Annotated in this window: 20 protein-coding genes, 2 pseudogenes and 1 CRISPR repeat array; of the genes and pseudogenes, 9 read left to right on the top strand and 13 right to left on the bottom strand. The window is 57.5% G+C overall.

Annotated elements, in window-relative coordinates; all coding sequences use genetic code 11:
* Window positions 1-77 precede the first annotated feature (77 nt).
* The 4 genes from KZ498_RS21025 to KZ498_RS21010 all read right to left on the bottom strand — a co-directional run bounded on the left by KZ498_RS21025 (window position 78) and on the right by KZ498_RS21010 (window position 5,294).
* The gene (locus KZ498_RS21025) at window positions 78-935 is read right to left on the bottom strand and encodes an ATP-binding cassette domain-containing protein (RefSeq protein WP_312621375.1); all 858 of its coding nucleotides are present in this window, start codon (window positions 933-935) and stop codon (window positions 78-80) included.
* Between the two features lie 98 nt (window positions 936-1,033).
* Window positions 1,034-2,659 (bottom strand): ABC transporter permease subunit, encoded by a 1,626-nt coding sequence (locus KZ498_RS21020; RefSeq protein WP_312621373.1) that lies wholly within the window; start codon window positions 2,657-2,659, stop codon window positions 1,034-1,036.
* Between the two features lie 162 nt (window positions 2,660-2,821).
* Window positions 2,822-4,075, bottom strand: a complete 1,254-nt coding sequence (locus KZ498_RS21015) for a substrate-binding domain-containing protein (protein ID WP_312621372.1) — start codon at window positions 4,073-4,075, stop codon at window positions 2,822-2,824.
* A 121-nt stretch (window positions 4,076-4,196) separates the two neighbouring features.
* A complete protein-coding gene (locus tag KZ498_RS21010; RefSeq protein WP_312621370.1) occupies window positions 4,197-5,294 on the bottom strand; it encodes a Gfo/Idh/MocA family oxidoreductase in 1,098 nt (365 codons plus the stop codon).
* A 218-nt stretch (window positions 5,295-5,512) separates the two neighbouring features.
* Here KZ498_RS21010 and KZ498_RS21005 point away from each other — a divergent pair, with 218 nt between their 5' ends.
* On the top strand, window positions 5,513-6,316 hold the full coding sequence (locus KZ498_RS21005) for an aldo/keto reductase (protein WP_312621369.1): 804 nt from the start codon (window positions 5,513-5,515) through the stop codon (window positions 6,314-6,316).
* 114 nt (window positions 6,317-6,430) lie between these two features.
* On the opposite strand, the gene KZ498_RS21000 is transcribed toward KZ498_RS21005, so the two are convergent.
* Window positions 6,431-7,498, bottom strand: coding sequence for a 2,3-butanediol dehydrogenase (locus KZ498_RS21000; protein WP_312621368.1), 1,068 nt, complete (start codon window positions 7,496-7,498; stop codon window positions 6,431-6,433).
* A 124-nt stretch (window positions 7,499-7,622) separates the two neighbouring features.
* The gene (locus KZ498_RS20995; RefSeq protein ID WP_312621367.1) at window positions 7,623-8,855 is read right to left on the bottom strand and encodes a mandelate racemase/muconate lactonizing enzyme family protein; all 1,233 of its coding nucleotides are present in this window, start codon (window positions 8,853-8,855) and stop codon (window positions 7,623-7,625) included.
* 381 nt (window positions 8,856-9,236) lie between these two features.
* Here KZ498_RS20995 and KZ498_RS20990 point away from each other — a divergent pair, with 381 nt between their 5' ends.
* Complete coding sequence (locus tag KZ498_RS20990; RefSeq protein WP_312621366.1) at window positions 9,237-10,034, top strand: aldolase/citrate lyase family protein; 798 nt, start codon at window positions 9,237-9,239, stop codon at window positions 10,032-10,034.
* Window positions 10,035-10,178: 144 nt separating this feature from the next.
* On the opposite strand, the gene KZ498_RS20985 is transcribed toward KZ498_RS20990, so the two are convergent.
* Window positions 10,179-11,681 carry a CoA-acylating methylmalonate-semialdehyde dehydrogenase gene (locus KZ498_RS20985; protein ID WP_312621364.1) on the bottom strand — a complete coding sequence of 501 codons (1,503 nt, stop codon included), beginning with the start codon at window positions 11,679-11,681 and terminating at the stop codon, window positions 10,179-10,181.
* Window positions 11,682-11,833: 152 nt separating this feature from the next.
* Between KZ498_RS20985 and KZ498_RS20980 the strand changes: the two are divergent.
* Both KZ498_RS20980 and iolM read left to right on the top strand, forming a co-directional pair.
* Window positions 11,834-12,583 (top strand): annotated as a pseudogene (locus tag KZ498_RS20980) (SDR family NAD(P)-dependent oxidoreductase).
* A gap of 83 nt (window positions 12,584-12,666) precedes the next feature.
* Complete coding sequence (gene iolM, locus KZ498_RS20975) at window positions 12,667-13,821, top strand: scyllo-inosose 3-dehydrogenase (RefSeq protein ID WP_312621362.1); 1,155 nt, start codon at window positions 12,667-12,669, stop codon at window positions 13,819-13,821.
* 92 nt (window positions 13,822-13,913) lie between these two features.
* Here iolM and KZ498_RS20970 read toward each other — a convergent pair whose 3' ends face one another.
* Entirely contained in the window at window positions 13,914-15,653 is a 1,740-nt protein-coding gene (locus tag KZ498_RS20970; RefSeq protein WP_312621361.1) for a thiamine pyrophosphate-binding protein, read from the bottom strand.
* A 77-nt stretch (window positions 15,654-15,730) separates the two neighbouring features.
* Entirely contained in the window at window positions 15,731-16,708 is a 978-nt protein-coding gene (locus KZ498_RS20965; protein ID WP_312621359.1) for a TIGR03557 family F420-dependent LLM class oxidoreductase, read from the bottom strand.
* A 271-nt stretch (window positions 16,709-16,979) separates the two neighbouring features.
* On the opposite strand from KZ498_RS20965, the gene KZ498_RS20960 reads away from it, so the two are divergent.
* Both KZ498_RS20960 and KZ498_RS20955 read left to right on the top strand, forming a co-directional pair.
* Window positions 16,980-17,741 (top strand): IclR family transcriptional regulator, encoded by a 762-nt coding sequence (locus tag KZ498_RS20960; protein WP_312621357.1) that lies wholly within the window; start codon window positions 16,980-16,982, stop codon window positions 17,739-17,741.
* A gap of 263 nt (window positions 17,742-18,004) precedes the next feature.
* Window positions 18,005-18,635, top strand: a pseudogene (locus KZ498_RS20955) (IS6 family transposase); the annotation flags it as partial.
* 1,041 nt (window positions 18,636-19,676) lie between these two features.
* Here KZ498_RS20955 and KZ498_RS20950 read toward each other — a convergent pair.
* Window positions 19,677-20,387 (bottom strand): endonuclease/exonuclease/phosphatase family protein, encoded by a 711-nt coding sequence (locus KZ498_RS20950; RefSeq protein WP_396276156.1) that lies wholly within the window; start codon window positions 20,385-20,387, stop codon window positions 19,677-19,679.
* 492 nt (window positions 20,388-20,879) lie between these two features.
* Between KZ498_RS20950 and KZ498_RS20945 the strand changes: the two genes are divergently transcribed.
* Together KZ498_RS20945 and KZ498_RS20940 are read left to right on the top strand one after the other, a co-directional pair.
* Window positions 20,880-21,131, top strand: a complete 252-nt coding sequence (locus tag KZ498_RS20945) for a hypothetical protein (protein WP_312621355.1) — start codon at window positions 20,880-20,882, stop codon at window positions 21,129-21,131.
* A 46-nt stretch (window positions 21,132-21,177) separates the two neighbouring features.
* Window positions 21,178-21,723 carry a transposase gene (locus KZ498_RS20940; RefSeq protein ID WP_312621575.1) on the top strand — a complete coding sequence of 182 codons (546 nt, stop codon included), beginning with the start codon at window positions 21,178-21,180 and terminating at the stop codon, window positions 21,721-21,723.
* Between the two features lie 319 nt (window positions 21,724-22,042).
* On the opposite strand, the gene KZ498_RS20935 is transcribed toward KZ498_RS20940, so the two are convergent.
* From KZ498_RS20935 to KZ498_RS20925, 3 genes are read right to left on the bottom strand one after another with little or no spacing between them, the layout of a single operon-like run.
* Window positions 22,043-22,342: a hypothetical protein gene (locus KZ498_RS20935; protein WP_312621354.1), complete on the bottom strand. Its 300-nt coding sequence runs from the start codon at window positions 22,340-22,342 to the stop codon at window positions 22,043-22,045.
* Window positions 22,339-22,740: a hypothetical protein gene (locus KZ498_RS20930; RefSeq protein WP_312621352.1), complete on the bottom strand. Its 402-nt coding sequence runs from the start codon at window positions 22,738-22,740 to the stop codon at window positions 22,339-22,341. The genes KZ498_RS20935 and KZ498_RS20930 overlap by 4 nt, the downstream gene beginning before the upstream one ends.
* Entirely contained in the window at window positions 22,740-23,612 is an 873-nt protein-coding gene (locus tag KZ498_RS20925) for a ParA family protein (RefSeq protein WP_312621351.1), read from the bottom strand. The genes KZ498_RS20930 and KZ498_RS20925 overlap by 1 nt, the downstream gene beginning before the upstream one ends.
* Before the next feature lie 369 nt (window positions 23,613-23,981).
* On the opposite strand from KZ498_RS20925, the gene KZ498_RS20920 reads away from it, so the two are divergent.
* Entirely contained in the window at window positions 23,982-24,176 is a 195-nt protein-coding gene (locus tag KZ498_RS20920; protein WP_312621350.1) for a hypothetical protein, read from the top strand.
* A gap of 165 nt (window positions 24,177-24,341) precedes the next feature.
* A CRISPR array of direct repeats spans window positions 24,342-25,384; the repeat unit is 37 nt; unit sequence GTTTCAATCCCGTGCTGGGTTTTCTGGCCGTCGCGAC.
* Window positions 25,385-25,401: the final 17 nt, after the last annotated feature.

The following is a 25,401-nucleotide window of genomic DNA, read 5'->3' as shown; positions in this document are numbered from 1 at the left end:
CCAAGAACTCCTGTTCGATGGATGCGAAGACGAGAGAGAGAATGTCGAAAAGCAGTGTCCAATTGTCGGCGACGGCGCTACTGAATCGCGCCGGTCATGCGACCGACGAGGTCCTCGCGGTCAATGGTGCCGTCGTTTTCTAGTTCTGCGACGAGACTTCCGGAGCGGAGCACGGCAACGCGGTCCGCTACGTCGAACACTTCCTGCAGGTTGTGGGTGATGAAAATGACTGTCTTCCCGGATGCCTGGAGCTCTTCGATCAGGTCCAGAATCTTCTGTGAGCCCTCGACGGACACCTCGGCCGTGGGCTCGTCAAGGATAACGACTCTCGGATCGGAAATGAGCGCCCGAGCGACGGCAACGGCCTGCTGCTGTCCGCCAGAGAGCTCTTCTGTCACCGCGTTGGGATCAATCTCGAAACCGATCTCGTCCAGGGCTTCAATCGACCGCTCTTCCATATACTCCCTGTCGATACGGCGGAGAAGCTTCCCTCGAAGCCCGCTTTTCGTCGGTTCGCGGCCCATGAACACGTTCGAGGCCACGTCGTGTTGCATCGACAGCGACATGTCCTGAAACACTGTCTCAATGCCAGCCCGCTTGGCCATAGACGGCGAATCGAGGACGATGTGTTCGAGCTCGCCGGTTTCTTCGTTACGCATCTTAAACGTCCCGGAGGTCGCCGGAATAACACCTGAGAGGAGCTTTATGAACGTCGATTTCCCAGCTCCGTTGTCACCGACGATGGACAGGACTTCGTTTTCTTTTATTGAGAGGGATACGTCTTCGAGCGCAACGACGCCGCCGTAGTGTTTCGAGACGTTCTCCACGGAGAGGATAGTGTCCTCGTCCGTTCCCGCACCGGCGGGCGTAGTCATATCTCCATCTACTGTCTGCTCGTCTGCCTTTGACATGGTGGAAGGGTCGCCATCCACCATTATAAATGTGGTGGGTTATACCGGAGTTACTGCCTCGTTGAGCCGGTCGTCACCGAGAACAATAGAACTGCTGATAACTGAATAAAACGCCCCGTCGATCAGTTCACGGCCGAAATCTGCGTTAGGGTGAAGACGATGACCAGTGCCCAGAGAATGACAGTCATCACGACTGACAGTGCGGCGTTCCGACTACTGGCCTCGTGGAGTATCTGCGTCGAACTGTACAGGAGATACAGGGACGGGAGGAACACGAGTGCCGCTGCTATCGCGACGACCGGCCCGATGAAGTCCCATCCGGACAGAAGAATCGGCAGGAACAGCAACACGGCCGGAGCAAAGCTATAGATGACTCCTTGGAGCGTGGTGTCGAAGTCGCGCCGCGTCCCGATGATTTTCACGGACGCGTGCAGGAAGATTGCGGTCAGGAGGAGAAGCCCGGCCATCGACATGAACGTCACGAGCGGGAGCGTCCCGAGCGCGGCGACACCAGGACTCACGATAGCAAAGGAGAAGCCCCAGCCGAGAGCGAAGTCAACGACTGTCACCGCAACCAGCGTTACAAACGTAACGATAAGCGTCCCGATGGTCGCAAACAGGAGTGGCTCGTCGATGCCCTGGACGTCGCTGCGGACGTACTTGAAGAAGCCATTCGTATCGCTGATAATCTCCTTAATCGGATCGATGTAATCGTCAGTCAGGTACTCGATGCGAACGTCCCGGCTCAGCACCTCGATCAACACTGCCGAGATGATGAAGATGCCAGTGAAAACCTGGAACAGCCGCACGCCCAGCCCCGCGAGCACGAGGATGTTCTGCGTGAGTGCGAACACGAGCGCACCCAGGAACGTGCCGGGCATCGACCCTTCGCCACCGAAGAGGTTGGTCCCGCCGATGACGACGCTGGCAATGACGATCAGTTCAGTTCCCTGTCCGGTTGACGGCGATACGGCCTGCGTAAAGGCTAGCTGGCCGATGCCGGCAAAGGCCGCGAGTAGCGCGACCAGCATGAAGTTGATAATCTTCACGTGGTCGGTCTTGATACCGGTTCGCTGAGCGCTCTCCTGATTCCCGCCGGTGAACATCGAGCGGTAGCCGAAGGCGGTCCTGTTGAGGACGTAGTAGCCAAGGACGAGGAACGCGATGGTCCAGACGATCTGAATCGGGAACTGCTGGAGCAATGCAGGCCCAGAGCCCAGTTCCGCAACGCCCCCGATGTAGAACAACAGGTCGGGATAGTTGTCGCTGCCTATCGTTGCGGTTTGCCCCTGGAGAATAACGAGGTTCGCGCCCCGAAGCAATGTCAGCGTCCCGATAGTGACGATAAGCGACGGAAGCCCGAGTTTGGTTATCATCAGTCCCTGGAACAGCCCGTACAGGGCCGCAAACAAGAGCACCAACAACACCACGAACAGAATGGGGTAGCCGGTCCCATACATGGTCGCTACCAGCGCGCCACAGACAGCCATCAACGACCCGACCGACAGATCGAATTCGCCGGAGACCATCAGCATGGTCATCCCGTATCCGATGATGGCTGTCACCGCGGTGTTCCGAACGATGCCGACCAGATTGTCTGTGCTGAGGAACACGTCCGCCCGGACGATTGTCCCAAGCGCCAAAAGGACACTCACTGCGAGTATCGCCCCGACCTCCCGACTCTGTAACAGTCGTGATACGCTGCCTAATCCACTGTCTCTTGATACTGAGGCATCAACCTCTGCCATACCTAGTCGAACGCATTCACCAATTATAAAACATTGGTTTTACGGCATATATCGAGTGGCTATACGAGCGGCTGACAGCCTCCCAAAGGGGAAAAATTACAGCGATAAACCAACGGTAGACAACCGTCAATAGTGTCTGCAGGGGTACGGGGAACAGTTGGGTCAGTAGTTGTTGTCCTGCCAGCTCTGCAAGTCGCCCCACGATCCGGAACGACGCCGGGCGAAGTCGAGGTTCGATTCGTCGATGACGGAGATCCCGGTGTTGAAGTCCTTCATTGGAACACCACGCTCCATGTAGTTCCACATCATGTTGACTGGCATGCTGCCCTGGCTGTACGGGTCCTGTCCTGCGGTGAAGTCGATAGTTCCCTTTTCGATCCCGTCTAACGTCGGTCCGGGGAGGTCGAAGCCACCGACCGTCATCTCGTCTTGCAGGCTGTTGTTCTCGACGAGGCGCCCGCCGGCGATGGCGCCCTGAAGGGCAGTCCCCAGGATGAGATTGATATCTGGGGTGGAGCTGTACTTCGTGTCGACGCGGTTGATTGCCTGCGACAGGTCCCCGCTAACGTTCAGCGTGTCTAAGACGGTTACGTTGTCCTGTGCTTCGAGTGCCATCCGAATCCCTTCCGCACGCGCGGAAAGCGCCGGGTGGTCCGGCGCGGAGGTCGTCGGCAGTGCGACGATTTCCCCGTCGACCTTTTCCGTTGCTCGTTCGTACCCAGTTTGACCGACTGCCACGCCGGCCTCGACGAACTTCTGGCCGACGTACGGGATGACGGTTCCGAACGTGTCCATCATCTCGCTGTATTGGCCCGAGTAGACGCTCGTGTTGAACGAAGCGACGGGAATGTCATTGTCGATGGCGTTCTGGATCGGGCCGGTGTACTGGTCCTTGTTCAGAATACTCGTCGCAATAGCGTCTTCGCCGTTATTGAGCCGCGATATGGTGGTGTTGAGTGTCTCTATCTGTTGTGCCGGATCGTGGCTCGACGGACCGATGAACTCGCCCGACCAACCGACGTTGTTCAGCGCGTCGTTCATACCGACGATGATGCCGGTCATGAACTCGTCGACGACGTGCGTGACAAACACCATCTCGCGTTCCTCGTGTGTCGGGTTTGCGAGGTCCATGCTGTCGGCGGTGGGCGGGGGGACGAGCGGGACTCGGAGTGCTGTTGGAAGCGAGTCTGAGCCGCCTCCACCGTCGCTCTGGCCACCGGAACCGTCGCCACTTTCGCCGTCTGCAGATTCCGTTGGTGTCTGGCTGTCAGACCGGAGCCCACCACAGCCGGCCAGCGCGGAAAGGCCACCTGCGATGCCGACGGCGCTCATCTGTTTCATCAGATTTCGCCGTGAGACGCCGAGATCGATCGATACTATCTCGTCACCGTGTTCGGATGCGTTACCGTCAGGCATACACTTTACCATTGGTGAACAGGTAAATAAGTATTTCTATTAATCATCTATGTCACTGGTTGCACAGCTTGCGCACTGTCGAGAGAAGCTTCTCGGAATCCTCTCACTGTCGTCCGCACCGTCAGACGTATACTCGCTCACCACGCTCGTCGCTCTCCCGTATGCCCTCAACCACGCGCTGAACGTCGACGCCGTCCTCGAAACTCGGTCGGTACTGTTCACCATCCCGAATGGCGGTGAGAAACTCGTAGTTCTCATGGACGAACGTGTGCTCCCAGCCGATGATATGGCCTGCTGGCCACCAGCGGTCCATGTAGGGGTCATCGTCGTCGGTCACCAGAATCTGTTGGTAGCCGCGGTCGTCCGACCCCTTGACCTGGAGTTCGTTGAGTCGCCGGAGCGAGAACTTCAGCGCCCCCTCGGACCCGTATATCTCGATAGCGTTGTCGGCCTTTCGCCCGGTTGCGATCCGAGACCCCTCCAGAACTCCCTCCACACCGTTCTCGAACTCCACGAGGGCCGAGTACTCGTCGTCGGTCGTCACCGGTCGGGTCCCGTCGCCGTCGGGGTCAGGTCGCTCCGTGATCTGCGTCACCAGTGAGCCGCTGAGGCTCTCGATATCGCCGATAATCCAGCGAACGAGGTCGATTGTGTGCGAGCCCACGTCACCCACGACACCAGTCCCGGACACGTCCGCGTCACAGCGCCAGTTCCAGGGCAGGTTCGGGTCGGCCAGCCAGTCCTGTAGACAGCGCCCCTTCACGCGGTAGATCTCGCCCAGTTCACCTTCGTCGACCAGTCGCTTGGCCAGTTGGATCGCCGGCACATAGCGATAGTTGAACCCCGTTGCGGCCACAGCGTCGCTCTCGCGGGCGGCGTCGCGCATCTCCGTCGCCGTCTCGATATCGGGCGCGAGCGGTTTCTCACACATGACGTGGACGTCCGACTCCAGGGCCGCGATAGTCGGCTCGGCGTGGACGTGGTTCGGCCCGAGGTTGTAGAACACGTCCACCTCGTCGACCACGTCGCGCCAGTCGCCCGCCGTTCGGTCGAAGCCGAAACGGTCCGCCGCGTCACTGACCGCTTCTTCGTTCCGGCCGATGAGTACATCACGGTTCGTCGCCGGCGCGTCAGGGAAAAACATCGGCAAGCGCGCGAGCGCGTTCGCGTGTGCCCTCCCCATAAATCGGTAGCCGAGGAAGCCGATGTCGAGGGTCATGCGGTCACCTCCGTCCTACCGCGAGCGAACGCTATTGTTTGTCTGACACATGTGCGATACGTCTCTGACAGATTCAACTGCCAGCGAGTCCCGTTAGTGTGGGGCGCTATGCGCATCGAGTGAAATCACGACAGCGCATGAAATAAAGATTTGGAGAAGCCAAACGGGAGTCTACCGAAGCCGATACCACTATACGACCCGCATCTATATCGGCGGATATGCTCGAAGGCGAAACACGACTCGGACTCGGGACGTACACACTCACCGACGCGGACGGCGTCGAGACGATCAAAGCGGCCATCGAACACGGCTACCGCCACATCGACACCGCCCGGCTCTACGGGAATGAAGAGGAGGTCGGCGAGGCCATCGCCGCCGCCGATATCGACCGTGACGACCTCTTCGTCGCAACGAAGGTCGCACACTTCGAGGAGCCAGAGAAGACGACCGAGTACGTCGAGCGGGCCATCGACGAGAGCTTCGAGAAACTCGGCCTCGACCGCATCGACCTGCTGTATCACCACTGGCCGCGCGGGCAGGACGACATCAAGACGGTTCTGCCGGTCCTTGCGGACCGCGTCGCCGACGGCCAGGTCGACAACCTCGGAGTGAGCAACTACACCGTCGACGACCTCGAACTCGCCGACGAACTGATCGACCGCCCCATCGACGCGCTCCAGGTCGAGATGCATCCGCTACTCCAGCAGAACGACCTCCGGGCGTTCCTCGCCGACACCGACGCCGATCTCGTCGCCTACTCGCCGCTGGCCCAGGGCGAGGTATTCGACGTGGACGTCATCTCCGAGGTCGCGGCGAAGCACAGCGTCTCGGAGCCGGTCGTCTCGCTCGCGTGGGTACTCTCGAAAGAGGGCGTGACGGCGATCCCGCGGACGAGTTCCGTCGACCACCTCCGCGACAATTTCGGCGCGCTAGACGTCGAACTCGACGCCGAAGACGTAGAGCGGATCGACGCTATCGAGCGGACCCACCGCTGTGAGGACCCCGACTGGATGACCTGGTGATGGCCGGCAGTTCGGTCCCGGTGGTTTTTCTCCCCGCTACAGGCGTTGAGACGGGCTTTATGCGTTGGTTCCGCACTGCTAATTCGGCCGACTACGCGACGCTCTCGACCGCGGTCATGGTTCGACGAGGATCTTGACGTGGCCGGTGTCCGGCGAGCGTAGTTCCTCGATGCCGTCCTCGACGAGCGCGTCCAGTCCGACCCGCCTCGTGACGAAGGTGTTCGCTTCGATGCCGCCGTCGCCCAGCGACTCGATGACAGCATCGAACTCCGTCCGGAACGACTGCGGCGGGAAGCCATAGCAGTACGTGCCACGGAGGGTCCGCTCGCCCGTGACGACCCCCTGGAGGTCTACGCTCGTCGTCCCACTGGTCATACTGCCGACGGTGACACAGCCGCCCCGGCGCGTGCTCTCGATAGCGGCGTTGACTGCCGGGGCGACGCCGGCGAACTCGAACGAGGCGTCGACGCCGCCGTCGGTCGCGGTTGTGATCTGTTCTGCGGCGTCGGACTCAGTCGGGTCCACAGCCACGTCACCTCCTAGTTCGAGCGCGCCCTCGCGCCGCGCCGGGTTCGGCTCGGAGGCGAAGATTCGCTTCGCGCCCGCCTCAGCGAGCGCCCGGATGACCGTCAGCCCGATGGGGCCACAGCCGAAGACTGCGGCAGTGTCGCCGGCGCGCAGTTCCGACCGGCGGACCGCGTGGAGGCCGACAGCAAGTGGTTCGATGAGCGCACCCTTCCAGACGGGCACATCTGCGGGGAGTCGGTGGACCTGTCCAGCCGGAACGACAGCCTCCTCGGCGAAGCCGCCGGCCCCGGTCTGGAGGCCGATCGCTAGCACGTCCGCACAGCGGTTGTAGGCTCCGTCCTCGCAGTACCGACACTCGCCACAGGGAATGTTCGGATGGACGGCGACAGAGTCTCCGACCTCAACGCTGGTCACGTCACCGCCGATCCCGCTGACGGTCCCACTGAATTCGTGTCCGATGGTGATCGGCCGGCTCGCGCCCGACCTGGGGTGTGGATCTGCAGGTGTGTACTCAGCGTGTTCGTACTCGTGAATGTCCGTTCCACAGATGCCACACGCCGCCACGTCGAGTCGTACGTCGGTCGGTCCGACCGGGGACGGCTCCACGTCGTCGATCCGTACGTCGCCCGCGCCGTAGAAGCGCGCGGCTCTCATGGGTGTCGCTCCGCTGTGTCATTCGATTGCATGCCTGTTGAATCTCTCTCCCGGGAGCGTGCTAACCCTTTCGGTCAGACAGTACCGCGAAAACACATCAACGTCCACACGAACGGCGTGGTTACTACTTGCGGTGCTGTTCGACGACGTCCCAGTCCAGTTCGATGCCAAGGCCCGGCGAGTCGGGGATCTGGATGCGACCGTTCTGGATGAAGTCCTCGTCGCGGGCCAGCAGGTCTTCCCACCATGGGACCTCACGGGCGTGGTACTCCAGCGCGACGAAGTTCGGCACGGTAGCGCCGACGTGGGCCGTCGCCGCGGTGGCGACTGGGCTGCCGATGTTGTGCGGGACGAGCGCCTGGTAGTACGCTTCGGCCATGTCGGCGACCTTTTTCGTCTCTGCAATACCGCCGGTCTTTGGCACGTCGGGCGCGAGGAAGTCGACGGCCTGGTCCTCGATGAGGTCCCGGAAGCCGTGGCGGCCGTAGCGGTTCTCCCCAGTGAGAATAGTGGCCTCGACACGCCGTTTGAGTTCCCGCATCGCGTCGGTGTTTTCAGGGGGTAGCGGGTCCTCGATCCACGCGAGGTCGTACGGTTCGAGCGCGCGACAAAGCCGCTCGGCCGTCTCCGGGCTGAAGTTCCAGTGCAGGTCAACTGCGATTTCGGCGTCGTCGCCGATCTCTTCCATCACGGCCTCGACGACGCGCTGCTTGTGGTCGATCTCCGGCGGGTCGAAATGGCGCGACAGCGTGTCGATCTCCTGGCCCGACGGCACGTCGAGGTCGAACTTGACGATGTCGAAGCCGTCCTTGACGGCGGCACGGGCGGCCTGGGCGTAGGCCTCCGGCTCGTAGGTCTCCTCTTCCTGACCTTCCTCGGCGGACTCGACCATCGCCTCGCCGGCGTGACAGTCGGCGTAGACGGCCACTTCCTCGCGGACCTTCCCGCCAAGGAGCTGATACACCGGCTGGTCAAGGAGCTTGCCCGTCGCGTCCCACAGCGCGAGTTCGACGCTGCTGATGGCGATAGTGCCGACGCCCTCCTGGGAGCCACGCCCCGAGAGACTCTCGCGCATGAGGTTGTAAAGCCGCTCTACGTCTGTTGGGTTCTCACCGACCAGTACGGGTCGGAGGTAGTCCGTGATAATTTCGTGGACTCCCGGGGACGGATAGGCCTCGCCGATGCCGGTGACGCCCTCGTCGGTCTCGACGGTGACGATGGTCCACGGGAAGTTCCCGTCGATGACCAGCGTGTTCAGGTCGGTAATCTCTGCCGGTGGGCCGTCCGCGCGGCGCGGCGTCTCGTCGAAATCGGCCCACATCGTCGCTGCGAGCTTGGATGCGAAGTCTTCGTACATTGTTTGTCAGTTTTTGTCATTTCACTCCGTCTGCCTGCGTGGACTGAAACGGTCGTAGTGACTGCGTGTTCCGCCTCGGCAATCCGATACCATCCGGCATGACTGGACTGCGGCCGAACTGGCACACCGGATGATACCGAATTCCATCGTTTCTGGTATCTACGTTTGTCCTGTTATATGTTCCGATGCATGAGGATAGTGTCTGTACACACGTGCCGCGTTTCGTCGATGACCGGCAGTACACAGGTATCAACGTGTGTGTCGTGTACCCGTATATTTTTATACCTCCAATCGAATATTTATGATAGATTACCAAGTAACGCCAGCCGCTGATCAGTGGCGAGACGTCCCCCATCAGTCACTGGCGGTCATCAATTAGACATGACTCATCTCAAAGACGCAATTGAATCGGCCGACAGCCCGTTCGGGACCTGGATATCGGTCGGTCACCCAACAATAGCGGAGGCAACGGCGCAGTTAAATCTGGACTTCGTCCTCGTCGACATGGAACACACGACGATGGACCTCGAAACGGTAGAGAGCATGGCACGCGGCGTCGACGCCGCGCCCGGCGACACGGACATGTTCGTCCGTGTCCCGTGGAACGACCCGGTCCGACTCAAGCGAGTCATAGACATTGGCGTCGCCGGAGTGATGGTTCCGATGATAAGCTCCGCCGAAGAGGCCGAGGAACTCGTCCGCTCGTTACGGTATCCACCGGACGGGATTCGCGGTATTGCCGGTAGTCGGGCGACACGTTACGGGAAGAACTTTGAGGAGTACGTCACGAACGCGAACGGCTCCATCCTCACCATCGCTCAGATCGAGACGGAACAGGGTATGGAACACGCTCAGGAAATCGCCAACGTGGAGGGCATCGACTCGCTGTTCGTCGGCCCAGCCGACCTCTCGGGCTCGCTCGGAATGTTCGCAGAGTGGGATTCGTCGGAGTTTGACGATGCTGTCCAGTCCATCATCGATGACAGCCACGCGGCCGACGTGCCCGTCGGAACGCTGACGACCGATATCGGGGCCGAGGCAATCGAGTCCCGGGTTGACCAGGGTTTTGACTTCCTCATCGCCGGCAAGGACGTGGCCCTGCTGATGGACAGCGTCGAAGTGGCTATCGACAACTACGCTGAAGCGCTGGACAAGCCGGTCTCCGCCTCCGACGACTGACCGCGCCACAGACCCGACAGCCAAAACTGGCCGTATCTCATTCTGTGATTGCCGACTGGAGAGCCGATGTTGATCGGTTCTCGAAACGAGTTCGCACACGCGAAAGAGACGAAGTTGTGGAGCTGGGGTCGAAAGCCGTGGATTTCAGTGACTGTAGTAGCGCTCAATAGCAATCGTCTTGTCCGTGTAGAAGTTGATCGCGTCCTCGCCTTGCGCATGGAGGTCCCCGAAGAAGGACTCCTTGCGGCCGCCGAAGTGGAAAAAGCCCATTGGCGCACAGACACCGACGTTGATACCGATGTTGCCGGCGTCGACCTCGTAGCGGTATTTCCGGGCTTCCGCACCGTTTTCGGTGTACAGCGAGGAGGCGTTCCCGTACTTGGTGCTGTTGACCATCTCGATGGCCTCGTCAATGTCGTCGGCCTCCGCTAGGGCCATCACCGGACCAAAGATTTCCGTCTGAGCGATGTCCATGTCGGTCGTGACGTTTTCGAGCAACGTCGGCCCGAGGAAGTTCCCATCAGGGTAGTCGGGGTGTTCGAAGTCGCGTCCGTCGACGACCAGGTCTGCGCCCTCGTCGACAGCGTCTTCGACCATCTCTTTGACGCGTTCGGCGGATTCACCGGTGATGAGCGGGCCCACGTCGGTATCCTCGTCAAGGCCACTCCCAACAGTCAGGTCGTCGACAGCGTCGAGAACCTGTTCGCGGAGCGGTTCGTAGCTGTCGCCAATCCCCACGACGACGTCGTTGGCGAGACACCGTTGGCCGGCGTTGCCATACACCGAACCGATGACATTCGGAATCGCCTCTGCCAGTTCAGCATCCTCAGAGACCACAGCGTAGTTTTTCGCACCGCCCTGGGCTTGCACGCGCTTGCCGTGCTCAGCAGCAGTCTCGTAGATGTGGCGCGCGACTGGCGTCGATCCGACGAAAGAGACACCTTCGATGTCTTCGTGTTCGAGGAGCGCGTTGACTGTGTCCACGCTACCGTTGACGAGATTGACTACGCCGTCGGGAAAGTCCACCGCGTCGATAGCCTCGAAAATGATCTGCGAGCTCAGCGGGACTTTCTCACTGGGCTTGAGAACGAACGTGTTGCCCGTCGCAACGGCGTATGGCAGGAACCACAGCGGGATCATCGCCGGGAAGTTGAACGGCGTAATGGCTGTGAACACGCCAAGGGGCTGTCGGATGGCGTGTTCGTCCATTCCCTTGGCGACATCTTGGACGTTGCCGCTGCCCTCGCGCATCATGTTCGGAATCCCTGCCGCCACTTCGACGTTCTCGATACCGCGACGGATCTCGCCGCGAGCCTCGTCTAGGGTCTTCCCGTGTTCGCGTGTTAGTGCCTGTGCGATGTCCTCCTGTCGCTCCTCGAGTTCCGATTTCAGATCGAAAATGTACTGGACACGCTCGACTGGTGATGTTCGGGACCACTCGTCGAACGCTTCATTCGCGGTCTGGATTGCCGCATCAACTGTCTCTTCATCGGAGAATGGCACCTCCGTCAGTGTCTCATTCGTTGCCGGATTGACAAGCGGTTGTCCGTCATCGCTGTCAACGGAAACCCACTCGCCACCGACGTAATTTTTTACAGTGTTGGGTATTGCAGTCGCCGCTTGCGACTGCTCTTGCTTGCTCGTCATGCAAGATACACCTCTCGGTCCACCCATAAATGTGTTACGCCACCGTGTGCGTTCGTAGCCATCAATGTGGACCGATTGCAAGCCGCACCACTCTTACTGTTCCACTCACAGGGACGATATGATCTGTTACGTACGAGTACGACGATGAAACCGTGATTGTTACTGGCGGAAGTTCCGGAATCGGGGGTTCGATTGCCTTGGCGTTCGGTGCTGCAGGGTCTACGGTTATAAACGCCGACATCACGCCGGAGCCAAAGGACACGGATGCAACGGAAACGACCCACGAGGCTATCAAGACCGATGGCGGAACGGCCCACTATGTCAAGATTGACGTCTCATCACGAGCGGACATCGAATTAGTTGTTGAAGCAGCCCGTGATTACGGGGGCGTCGATGTGATGGTCAATAACGCCGGCTGGTTTACCCGTGACGACTTGTTTTAGATCGACGAGGAAACATTCTCCCGGATTCATAGTATCAATACGGGGGGCGTCTTCTTCGGCTGTCAGGCGGCTGCTACGGACATGAGAGACAGAGAAATGGGAGGGACCATCAAAAACACGGCATCAATCAGTTCGACACACGCTCAGGCCGACCAGATCCCTTACGAATCCACCAAGGGTGCGATCAAGATGATAACCCAGGGCGCAGCAATTGAAATCGCTGACGAGGATATTCGTGTCAACGCAGTTGCGCCGGGGCATATCGTGACCGAGTTTGGCTCCGGAGCGGAGCAGAAGAAGGATTCCGTTGCGGCTGGTGACCTAATGAAGCCGATACCGTTAGATCGTCCGGGCTACCCCTCTGATATCGCGCTAGTGGTCCTGTTCCTAGCCAGTGAGCAAGAAGGCTACGTGACCGGCGAAACCATCTACCTCGACGGCGGGTGGCAGACGTTCTGATTGGATTGTTATAGCACCGGTCGCGGGTGTCACTTAACCGATTACCCAGTACAATTATGACCCGGTAGTCTCATTGGTATACTATGCGTGCCTTAGTGCTCGATGCGGAGTGGAACCCACAGTCAGATTACGACCTGTCCGAGGACGAACAAGACCGACACCGCGCGATGAACAGTGCTAGCGTCTGGCAGAACCCCGACCTACGCGTCGAGGAGCGGGAGAAACCGGAGCCAGCCGAAGACGAGGTACTCGTCCGCGTCAAGTACGCCGGCATCTGCGGTAGCGATGTCGCCATGACCGAGACCGACGACGACGGCTACATGCACTACTCAGCGTACACGCAGTTGCCGAACGTCATCGGTCACGAGTTCTCCGGTGAGGTCGTCGAGACCGGCGACGGTTCAGACCTGTTCGAGGCCGGCGACCCTGTAACGGCGGAAGTCACGGACTACTGTGGCCGTTGCCAAATGTGCCGCCAGGGCTTTCACGGCCACTGTGAGAACTTCGAACAGATTGGCTTCACGCTTGACGGCGCGTTCGCGGAGTACGTCACCGTTCCCGAAAAGATCCTGTGGGGCGTTTCGGAGCTTTCCGAGCAGTACGACGACGAAGATGAGCTGTACCGGGCCGCTGCGACAATCGAACCAAGCACTATCTCGTTCTACGGGCTGTTCGGACGGGCCGAGGGGATCTGGCCCGGTGACTACCACGTTTACCACGGCGTTGGCCCTATCGGCTTGACGGGAATGAACGTCTCGCGTGCAGCGGGCGCAGGCAGGGTCATCGCATTCGAGCCCTCTGACGAACGCCGTGCTATCGCAAACGAACTCGGATTCGACCACGTCTACAACCCTATCGACACCGACCCCGTAGAGAAAGTCATGGAGGTGACCGGCGGCGAAGGTGCGGACGTACACGTCGAGACCAGTGGCGCCGTCGGCGCAACCTATCCGGTCATCGAGGACACATTGGCCGAGCAGGCCAACATCGTTCACATCAGCAACGCCGGCAGCGACCCTGATATTGCACTTCGGAAATACCAGGGTAACAGCGCCCAGATCTATGGTTCTGAAGGGCATACTGGACAGCAGGTGTATCCGCGTACCATCCGACTGATGTCGAGCGGCCAACTCGACAACCTCCCGATGATTACGTCGACCTACGACCTCGAAAACGCCGACGAGGCCGTCGCACAGGCACGCAAGCGTGTGGACGGTAAGGTTCTCATCGAAGTATAGCGGCGAACTATCGGTTATTCGTGTTCGGCCGACTTCACAAAGCGACAGTTACGTCTTAGACCCGATTGGTGCTCAAAAAGAGCCGGTCGCTGTTACTCTTCGAGGTCCGCGAGATCCCATTTACCGGTGATGATTGCACCAGAGTCGGGATTATCCGGCTCGACGACGGCTTCGACGAACGAGGGACCGTCGTAGGCGAACGCCTCTTCCAGAACACCGGCGAGATTCTCGGGCTTGACAACGCGGTCAATGAAGCCGATGTTGAACGATTCGGCCATATCCATGAAGTCAACCATCGTTTCGTCGTCGAACTCCGTGTCGATGACCCGGTCCCAGCCGTACTTGTTCACCTGTAGGTTCCGAATTGACTTCCAGCCATTGTTGTTGACGACGACGTAATTCACATCGATGTCGTGTTCGACAGCGCAGGCGACTTCCTGGTTACACATGAGGAAGCTGCCGTCGCCTTCAAAGTCGACCACTGTCCGCTCGGGGTTCGCAAGCTTCGCACCGATGGCGGCGGAGACTCCCCATCCCATCGTCGAGAAGCCGCCACAGGAGATGTTCGTCCGGGGTTCGTACACCGGAAATTCGGGGTTGATCGTCTCCTGGGGCTGGCCGGCGCTGGTGACGATACTGCCCTCCCGGGGGAGCACTTCGCGGACCGCCCTGGCCACGCGAGAGATGCTCATCGGCACGTTGTCGTTCTCCCAGCGCTCGTCGACCTGTGCCTGCCAGTCCTCCCACAGCTCTTGGATCTCGTCGTAGTACTCGTTGTTCTCCGTCGAAACGGGGTCGGTACGGTCCTGAACCGCATCCGTGATCTGGCGGGTGACGACCTTCGCGTCGCCCTGAATTCCGACCTCGACTGGGTAGTTCTTCCCGATTTCTTGTGGGTCGATATCGACGTGAATTAGTTTGCTCGGCGGGATTTCAAAGCTCACGCCCTCTTCGAAGGAGGAAGTGTGCATATCGGTGAACCGACAGCCGACGGCGAGGATTACGTCGGCATTCGCCGCGAGCTCGTTTCCAGCTGAGGAGCCAATCCAGCCAGCGTTCCCTACGAACAGTTCGTGGTCCTCTGGAATGATGCCCCGCGACTGGAACGTCGGAATCACCGGGGCCTGAAGATGCTCCGCGAGTTCTTGAACTTCGTCCCAGGCCTCTGCGAGCATTGTGCCGCCCCCTGGGACGATGACGGGGCGGTCGGCCTCGGCCAGAAGGTCAGCGGCCTCCGAGACAGTGTCAGGGTCCCCGCCGGGTCGGCTGTGGGGTCGGTGCTCAGTTGGTTCGGGGAGTTCTACGTCCGCGGCCGCGCCCTGCACGTCCATCGGTACATCGATGTGGACCGGACCAGGGCGACCGGACAGCGCGGTCTGGAACGCGCGACGGAGGATGCGCGGGAGGCGTTCCACATCGTTGACGACGAAACTCTTCTTTGTCACTGGCTCCATGACGCTCGGGAAATCCCCTGGTTTCTGGCGCTCAATCTCTTGGAGAATCCCCTCTCCGTACTCGTGTGTCTGGGGTGCACCGGTGAAAATAACCATCGGGATTGAGTCTACATAGGCTGTCGCCGCTCCAGTGACGGTGTTTGTAGCACCTGGGCCGATTGACGTGAATACGGCGAGTGGGTTACCACTGGCGCGTGCGTACCCGTCCGCCAGGTGTGTCGCACCTTGTTCGTGTCGAGGCTGTATGACCTCTACCTCAGATTCATTGAAGGCGTCCAGCAGGTTCGTGCTCCCGTGGCCCGGGATACCCACGAGGTACTCAACGCCCTCCTTTTCGAGATAACTAGCGATAATTTCGCCACCGTTCAGTCTTGGCATCTCATCAAAAACGTACACGCGGGATTTATTAAACGTTCCCCCACACGTGTCACGTTTTTATTGGAGAGTCGCCACGTCTACAGCGTAGGAATGACTTCATCGCCCATCACTTCAAAGAACCGCACCGGGTCGGGACTTGTATTGCCGAGCGCAATGCGGTCGAATCCCATCTCGGCGTACTCCTCCAACTGGGCAGCGATAGTCGACGGATCGTCGGCGATGAGGAACTTCCCGTCGATTTCTTCCTTTGTGGCTTTCTCTCCCTCCTGCTCGATCTCTTTTGGATTCGCCATCGCTCGGTCGAAGACATTCTGAGTTGTCGCCCACCACGGACGTGTGGCGGCCCGGGCCTGCTCGTAGTCCTCGTCGTAGGAGGCAATCACTAACAGCGTCGTCTCGATGCTGTCCGGGTCTCGGCCCTCCTCTTCGGTGTAGCGGCGGATAGCGGGATAGAGACGCTCTGTGTATTCTTCGCCTTTCTTGACGGTAATGAATCCGTCACCGTACTCGCTGGTCAGTGAGGCCGTTGTCGGGCCGTTTGCGGCCAGGTGGATTTCTGGGCGCTCATCGGGCATCGTGTACAGTTTCGCATCGTCAACCTCGTAATGGTCGCCCTCGTAACTGAAGAAGTCCTCCGAATCATACAGCCCGTGAATAATCTCTAAGGTCTCTTCGAGGCGGTCACGCCGAACAGGATAGTCTGGCCACTCGTGGCCGAGTGGCTTCTCGTTCATTGCTTCCCCAGTAGAGAGTCCGAGAACGACCCGTTTATCATGCATTTCTTGAATCGTTGCGAACGCCTGCGCCATCATCGCCGGGTGATAGTGTTCGCCCGCGGGCGTGACACACGTTCCGATAGGGATGTCGACGCGCTCAGTAGCGGCCCCGAGCCACGACCACGCGAAGCCTGCTTCCGCATCGGTGTGGAACCACGGATGGAAGTGGTCCGACGTCCAAATGAAGTCGAACCCGTTGTCCGACGCCAGTACGGAGTACTCCAGAAGCTCCGACGGACTATACTGCTCCTGATGGGCCATGTAATCGATAGCAACCATGGTATCATCCGTTTGTGGGCTCTGGGTAATATCAGTTTCCCATGCCGTATGTGAAACAGCTGTCTTGCAGCCATAGACACCCACCTCGGCTCTATCAAACAGTTGTTTGCGAAACCGAGATTGAAGATGTCAATTTAAAGATGTAGGACGTACTACGAAGGGATATGAACCTCTATGTGGGATATCAGCAAGAACATTGTTCGGAACTACCGAACAAATGTGTTCGTGGCTTACGAACAATTTTAAAATTAGTACAATGCAAAAAATTGGTATGACAAGACACGACAGTTCAAAAACGGTTGAAGCAGTCCAAAAAATACTCGGTATGATAGAATTTCTTTTGCACCAGGACGGTGCTGGAATCACTGAAATCGCTGACGAGTTGGGTCGGTCAAAAGGCCCAATACACGGACACATGTCGACACTCTACAAAAATGAGTATGTGATCAAGGAGGACAAGACGTATCGACTTAGCCTCCACCATCTCAAACTCGGAGAGACAGTACGGGATCGACTGCAAATATACGATGTCGTCACTGAGGAACTTGACAATATTTCATTAGTTTGTGGTGGGCTTGCAGAGTTCGCAATGTCCGAACACGAACAGGCCGTGTATATCTACAAGAGTGCCGGAGAAAACACGGTCCAGTCCGCATCGTCACCAGGAACGAAAATAAATGCATTGCTCTCCTTGGGCAAGGCAATGATGGCGCACATGTCAGAGTCACGTATCAATGAGATTATTGAACGCCACAGGCTTCCAAAGTATACTGAGAACACGATTACAACGAGGGAGGCACTGTTTGCGGAACTCGAAGAAATCCGTATCTCTGGGTATGCCTTCGATCGCGAAGAGAAAATCCAGGGACTCCGATGTGTCGCTGCACCAGTTACAACAGAAACTGAAATTATTGGTGCCATCAGTATCTCTGGGCCCGCAAGTCGGTTTGAAGGCGAATTCTACGAGGAAGAGCTGCCCGGTAATGTTACGCGGTCAGCGTATGTTATTGAGATCAATTCTCAGTTCTCTTAATAAACTCCTCTGTTCGGATGGTGCGAACATGCGAATCGAGGCCGTCTCAAGTTCTGATTTGGCAGAGATGGTCAGTTGCTCGGAATAACATGCGTACATATGTTACTCCAGTCGAAGTTGTCTATTAGAATGATGCCAGCCGGATTTTCTTATCGATGTTGCATTCTTCGAGCATATACTCAGAGAATATGTTTGTAAGCCCCGTTCGTAACATAGTGTTCAGATAAGATTGAAGAGTGAGGCACGGCGGTTTTGAAGTGTCTATGCCCAAAAACGCCGGCCTCAGCGGTAGTATCGACCAACTCGACTTAGATTTTGTGGAGGGAGAAGCGACACCGCGACCGCTGATGAAGGTGAGTATTCAGCTGCATCTGGCTAGACTATTCACTTTCGAATACTGTTTCTATTCTTGAAATATTCGGTGTCCAACGCGCTCGTTTGACCGTGCATAATTGGTTCACAAAGCTGATTTACAGTCCGAAAATGGTCGGTTACCGGATCACATTGCGGTTGACGAGACCGTGATCCAACTCAATGATGAGCAGTACTGACTGTACGCTGCCGTTGATCCACAGACGAACAAATTGCTCCATACGATGCTTAGACCTACCACAACGAAGGTTCTGTCTCATCCGTTTCTTGCTGCTCAGCGAGAAACACGACGTTGACGACGCCGGGTTTCTGGTCGATGGCACTCAATCGTTACAAGCTGCGTGTCTCTGACATGGATTCGATTTCAAATACGAAAAACATGGAAATTGGAACGCCGTCGAATGTGTTTTCAGAGAAGTAAAACGGCGAACTATCTATTTCTCAAACTGTTTTAGCAACACCGAAGCAGAAAGAGCCGACAATTGGCTCAGATCATTCAGCTTTGCATGGAATCAGCTTATCCGAACACGAGGATTCGGAGAGGCAGACAATATTTTTTACATTATACTCGACGTTTCGTCAAACTGTACTATCTAATCGATGCCCTTGCATTCTTACTGTACAAAATATTCTATCGGTTTCTCGAGAGTAAAGTGGATAGAAACATATAGACAATGTTAATCACAGATAATCTACTATCATCAAAAGGAAAGACGATATATCCCATCTATCCAAATACAGAGGAGAAAATATCCAAAGAGAAATATGAAATGGGGAGAAATAAGATACAATATCCCAAAATAGTATTAGATTCGGAGGAATGATTAGAACCGATTCGTATTCCGCTTGTGGCTGCTGCGACCGGTTGATAATCGGCCCGCCTGCGGACCGAGACGGTCCGAAAGAACGGAAGGGAAACGCGCGCTTACGGCAGCGCTGTCCGGAGATCCTCACAGAGATTGTCGGCGTTTCGATGTCGACTGATAGCCGGACCAGGGTCTCGAGAACCCCCACGGTGGGAGACCCGTGGCTGACCTCGTAAAGGAGCATCAGCGACAGCACCTTGACGAGACTCTCAACGCCACCGAGACTGGCCATATGGATGGACAACTCGAAGTCCTCGATGAACGCCTGGGATTCGGCAAGCGTGCTGAATCGCTTCTCATTGAAACGGCAACAGTGTCTCGTCACAAATATATGACCATGGAATTCGTTCGCCTGATGTCACCCCGTTCCCGATCCAGCCGGTGTGTCCATGACGGGTGTCCTTTACAGTGATACATATATTATCAGGTCCAGAAGAGTCTGTCCAGAAGGAAAACATGAGATATAATCTGGGTAAGATCGTATCTTATAATTGGATTTCGGTCAATAAACACACCTACTGAGTGAAGAGTCCAGGATAGCTCACGCTGAAAGAAAGGCACACATCAAAATCATCCTCCGAGGTTGTGGAAGTTCAGAAGTTCGGAGGATGGGTTTTGACAAAGCATACGGTATTTGATATTCGACTCTGGTGACTGTTTCCTATGGGGGTCGCTCAGATGCTCAAAGTAGAGTGTTTCAGCGAGTGTTCTCGATTTCGACCATCAACGGCATGTGATCGCTGGCCTCGGTCCACTCGTCAAACTCACCAATTTCTAACTCACCGACTGACCTGAGTAGGGGTTCGGGCAGAAACGCGTAATCGATGTGGTACGGTCGTTCAGCCTTCTTGTGCATGTAGAACGTTGCGGTGTCTTCATTTCCAAACGTGGTGTCGGTCAGTTCGTGATACACACTCCGGAGTCCATGGCTGTTCAGTATGCCAAGTACGTCCGAGAAATCACCGCAAAGAGAACTGTTCGGTGACTCATCCCAGATTATGTTCCAATTGAAATCACCAATAACAGCAGTATTCTTGTCTACTTCCTCGGGATGGCTCTTCAGGAATGAATAGACCTGACCGATGTATCGTTGCGCGGGGTTCTGTTCATCGTTCATTGCCCACACGCCGACGACATCAAGTTCTGAGGTCTCCACAGAGAGGAAATATTCACAGTCGTCGACTCGGGGTTGAACTGCTTCGATTCTGAGTCCATTCCGGGTGAATACGCCCAATCCTTTGTGCTCGTTGTCACCAATCCATCGCCAGTCGGTGAACTCTGACCAATCGCCTTTGGAAGCAGGATTTTCACACTCTTGAACGACGAGAATGTCTGGGTTATGTTCGATGATCTGGTCTTTCTTGTTCCGAAACGCCATATTGCAGTTCCACGTCGCTACTCGGGTCATATCCGTGCGTACCAACCGTACGATAACAAGCCTGTTGTCAATTAAACGGGTTTGGGGTTTCGGAAATCACACCCACTTGCCCTTCTCTTGTACCGCCTTTTCGAGACTCATGTTCGGAACTGACAGAGACCATGTGGCATGGGACATCGAGACAACCGGCCTCTCGTGGTCGGACGAGATTACTGTGAGCGGATTCTGGCTTCCAGATGGGCGTGCTCGGCTCCTCCTCAATACCGGAGGGCAAGACGTGGACACAGAAGCGTACGAACAGCACTTGACCGACGTGAGCGGTGGTGTCCCGGTTACGATCATGCCGGTTCGGGATGAAGCGGGAGTCCGAACGTTCAATCGACGCTTGACGAGTTCGTTGAGCCGACCGAGTACGAGAAGTGGAAACGGATTCGGAAGGCGCTCATCAGACCGTTCAACCGCGCCATTGAGACGCTCTTCGAGGAGACAGACCTCGGTGACAACATCCGTGAACCCGTGAACGTGGCTATCGATATCACCTCGTGGTTGTTCTACCCGACACCGTGGAAGAACTACAGTCTCCGGCTCCCGAAGGACGCCTACCCTGGGATGGTGAGTGGTCTCAAGGACTCGCACATGCGCGGGTACAAGTTCGCCACGCTCACCATCATCGGGAAGGACACGCCGATTGTGCTGGCCGTTGAACCGGTCAAGCAAGTCTCTGGGTGGGAGGGTTCGGGTGCGGGAACGAACGTCGGTTCCCGAAGTCGTTGAACGCTTGCTCGATACCGCTGAACGGTACGTGGACATTCACAAGGTGATGTGTGACCGTGAGTTCAGCACGCATCAAGTTCGAGAGACTATCGACCGGAAAGGCATGACGTACATCATCCCGAAGCCGGTCCAAGCGAAGCAGGATAGAGAGAACATTCGGAAGGTAAATGAACACCCGGAGTACGACGCGGCAACTGTAACGTACCCGCTCACCGTCGACGAGCGAACCCATAACTGCACTTTCATCTATCTCCCGTCAACAAGGGAGTCGGGTGGGTATACGGTGTTCACCACGAACGCGGATGCTGACCGGGACCGTGGTCATGGCCTTGTCGCGCAGTACCGCGACCGGTGGATGATCGAGAACGAGTACAAAACCATCAAGAAGAATTTCTTGCCGATGACGACCTCGAAGGACTACCGTGTCCGGTTGTTCTACTTCGTGTCTGCCGTCATCATGTATAACATCTGGCGGCTCACGAACCTCTTGCTCAGGGATATGGTAGATACGGACCTTGGGGAGTCGCCACCGGTCACGGCGGGTGAGATTGCCGAGATAGTCGGATTGTGTCTCGGCACAGGCATCGGATAGGACGCAGACGGTTGTCTAAGGCGCTTCGCGGTGAGTGGCGACACTCTGTGTAACCCTTTGATTTCGTGCCCACATACCAGCTAACGGACACTCAGCGGACACTCCGACTGTTGCTGTCGGTTCACCCACTTCTCATAGCGACCAGATGTGTCGAGAATCCCGGTGTTTCGTTTGTCACTCGGCCAAACTCCGAGTTTCTGTATTCGAGATTGAGGGGAATTAACCGTTAGTTCTTCACGGTTCTACATGGATTACTTATCGCAGACTCAGCAGTCGATGCTACTCGATAGCCACCGAATCCGCCTGACCTACCAGATTTCTAGAAAGAAGTGAGGTCTGACTGGTCGTCGTCAACACCGGAGACGCTCTGCCGTCGCACACCGCTCGGCGGGACGATCTCCCCGGCTTCCAGGGAGTCGGTCAACCGGTAACGCTCACCCTGGTCTTCGAGCAGCCTATCGTCAATGAGCCCGTCCAGCGCGGCCCGGACATTTTCCGGCGAGCGGTCAGTGTGACCGACAGCCACCGTGAACAGCGACCGGCGGCTCGTCCACTCGCCCTGATACTCGTTGGTCTGTGCCAGCAGCGTGTTCAGCACGCGGCGTTTGGTCTCGTTCATTTCAGATGCTCGTAGCCCCAACTCTCCAGTATTGAAGCTACAGCGTCGGGGTTCTCTGCTGCGAGTTCGACGAACGCCTCACGTAGGTCTGTCACCGAGACATCTTTCGAGCGCATGTCGAGTTCATCGGCTACGTCGGCCCTGACTTGGTCTTCCAATTCGGCGTATTCGTCGCGGAGAAAGGCGACGTGTTCGTTATCTCGGTCCTCTTTGACTGTCTGGCGGCGGATGACGTACGGAATTTCGTTTGTACTCATAGTGTCGGTTGTGTCGGATTCTGATTCGGTGTGGGATTCGGCTGTCGTTTCGGGTGCTGGGTCCGGCGCTGACTCGTCTTGCTCGTCACTCGGATCATCGGCGAACGGGTCCTCCCCAGGGCCTTCTTTCATGCCCGCCATCAGGCAGTCACCTCCTCGATAGCGCCGGGTTCCGGCGGGTTCGGGGCTTCAATCCCGGCTTGCTGTTCGAGATAGCGAGCCAGTCGGTCGTACTGAGCCAGCGTTTCGAGCTCGTAGTCACGACGGCGGTCGCGGTGATCGCGGACGTACGTGAACGCCGAACACTGCTGTGCCCAGGAGCCTTCCATCAGTGAGGTCCGGTCGCCGAACGTCTCCGGCGTCGAGTACGGGATTTCGCTGAGAATGCGCTCTTGGTCGTTCGTTCCCTTCACGCCGACTGGGACGGCAGCGAGGACGCCGACGTCGATTTCCAGCGTGTCTTCGAGCCCCGCGACGAGTTGTTCCAGTCCTTCGACGGCGGCCTGACCCTTCGCGCTCGGCTCGATCGGGATTACCAGCGACCGGGTAGCGTTGATAGCATTATGGAGATGTGGCCCTTCCGTCGCTGGCGGGTCACAAATCAGGACATCGTACTCATCACGGACGCCAGCGTCGGCGAGCGTGCTGAGAAGCGCGGCGTGGATATTGAACGCATCCCCGACAGCGGCGGCCTGGTCCTGTTCACGGCGGAGCCAATCGCCGAGATCGGCGAGTTGGTTGTGTTCGGGAATGATATCGACGTCGTGTTCGGCGGTGATGATGAGGTCCTCAAAGTTTCCCTTTGGCCGGTTTATCATATGCCGGGCGAGATGGTCAACGTCTTTCGAGCGGTCCTCGTCGACCCCAAACAGTCGCGAGAGATTGCCTTCTTGCGGGTCCAGCGGGACGACTAGTGGTTTAAGACCGGCGCGAGAATGCGCGACGGCCAGATTTGCGGCCGTCGTTGTCTTGCCGACACCACCGGCCTCGCTGTACGTGCTGTATGAGAGCATACCCAGCCATTGTAGCCACTGGTTCAAATAACCCATTGATTCAATCAGTTGGTTCAATCAATCGGTTCAACCAACTGGTTCAATTGTTCGGTTCAACCTATCACATAACTTACAGAAACAGCGGGGTGTGCAAACACATCGATAGCGGAGTGTTGGGCTAACCAACATAAAGCCTAATTTGCTTGGTTGTGTTGGTTAGCGTATGAGCGACGAAGAATACGCCCACCAGGCCCTGTCAGCGCTGGAGCGCATCGACGACGAGGCACTGGACCAGGAGGTTCGGGAAGCCCACGACGACGCGTCGCCGCCGTCGGCGAGCTGGCCGCGCTGCTCGGCGGCGATGCGGTCAAGGACCAGGACGGCGTGGACGTGCCCGAGGAATGGGACGACGACGAGGACGACTGGGACGAGAAGATAGACGACGCCTATGACAAGGCCGAGATACCGCGCTCGAAGGGCACGCTGACAGTGAAGACCATCGACGGCCGCGAGTACTACTACCTCCAGTGGCGCGAGGGTGAGAAGGTTCGAAGTCAGTACGTCGCGCCCGTGAGTTCGGCATAGGGCGTTGTACTCCGGAAACAGTGGTTGTGGTGGTGGAAATGGCCAAACAACCGTTGTAGGTCTAACTTGTTGTTGAGTGCGAGAGTTGCGACATCACTCTTCCAGTGGAGTCTAGCCTGTCGTGGCACCTATATAGAAGAGTCAAATATGTGTCATTTTTGCGCTGTTTCAATCCCGCAGTTGGTTTCTGATCCGTCGTGACACAGCGGGAGCGTCACGCCTTGAGTCGCCCACGCGGGGTTTCAATCCCGTGCTGGGTTTTCTGGCCGTCGCGACGGGTCCTGTGTCAGGACGCCGTTGTACAGGATATGTTTCAATCCCGTGCTGGGTTTTCTGGCCGTCGCGACCGGTCCTCCTCCAGGCGCTGGACGCGGCGTTGCAGCCGTTTCAATCCCGTGCTGGGTTTTCTGGCCGTCGCGACCCACTGGTGGAGCTTTATCTGCTGTGTACAATTTGTTTCAATCCCGTGCTGGGTTTTCTGGCCGTCGCGACGTTCGCCACCGTCACACCGCCGCTGGTGGCACTGTTTCAATCCCGTGCTGGGTTTTCTGGCCGTCGCGACCGCCGAGCAAGTCCTGCTCGGACTCGTGGACGGTGGTGTTTCAATCCCGTGCTGGGTTTTCTGGCCGTCGCGACGGATTGGGTCGTCAACCGGACACTCGGCGGTGAGGTTTCAATCCCGTGCTGGGTTTTCTGGCCGTCGCGACGGTACGATAGTGGCATCGGCCGCTGGATTCTGGAGTTTCAATCCCGTGCTGGGTTTTCTGGCCGTCGCGACAACAGCACCGCACCGCCGACGTACTTCGCGCCGATGGTTTCAATCCCGTGCTGGGTTTTCTGGCCGTCGCGACTCTCCGGGGGACGACCTGCAATCGAAGATTGATGCAAGTTTCAATCCCGTGCTGGGTTTTCTGGCCGTCGCGACCACAGCCAGATGGCGCCGAACGGCCATTACCATTGTTTCAATCCCGTGCTGGGTTTTCTGGCCGTCGCGACCTATCGTTCACTACGACGGTGACTACCACTTCCTGTTTCAATCCCGTGCTGGGTTTTCTGGCCGTCGCGACTGTACTCCTCTGGGCGGTGTTCATCGCAGTAGAGGTTTCAATCCCGTGCTGGGTTTTCTGGCCGTCGCGACCTCGGAGAAATGGAGCCATCTGGTCAACGAACAGTTTCAATCCCGTGCTGGGTTTTCTGGCCGTCGCGACGCGACGACGCCGATACC

It is taken from the genome of Haloarcula sp. 1CSR25-25, from assembly GCF_032027985.1.
Classification (GTDB): domain Archaea; phylum Halobacteriota; class Halobacteria; order Halobacteriales; family Haloarculaceae; genus Haloarcula.
Note: the sequence above shows the minus strand (reverse complement) of the source record. Positions and strands in the feature narration are given on the sequence as shown.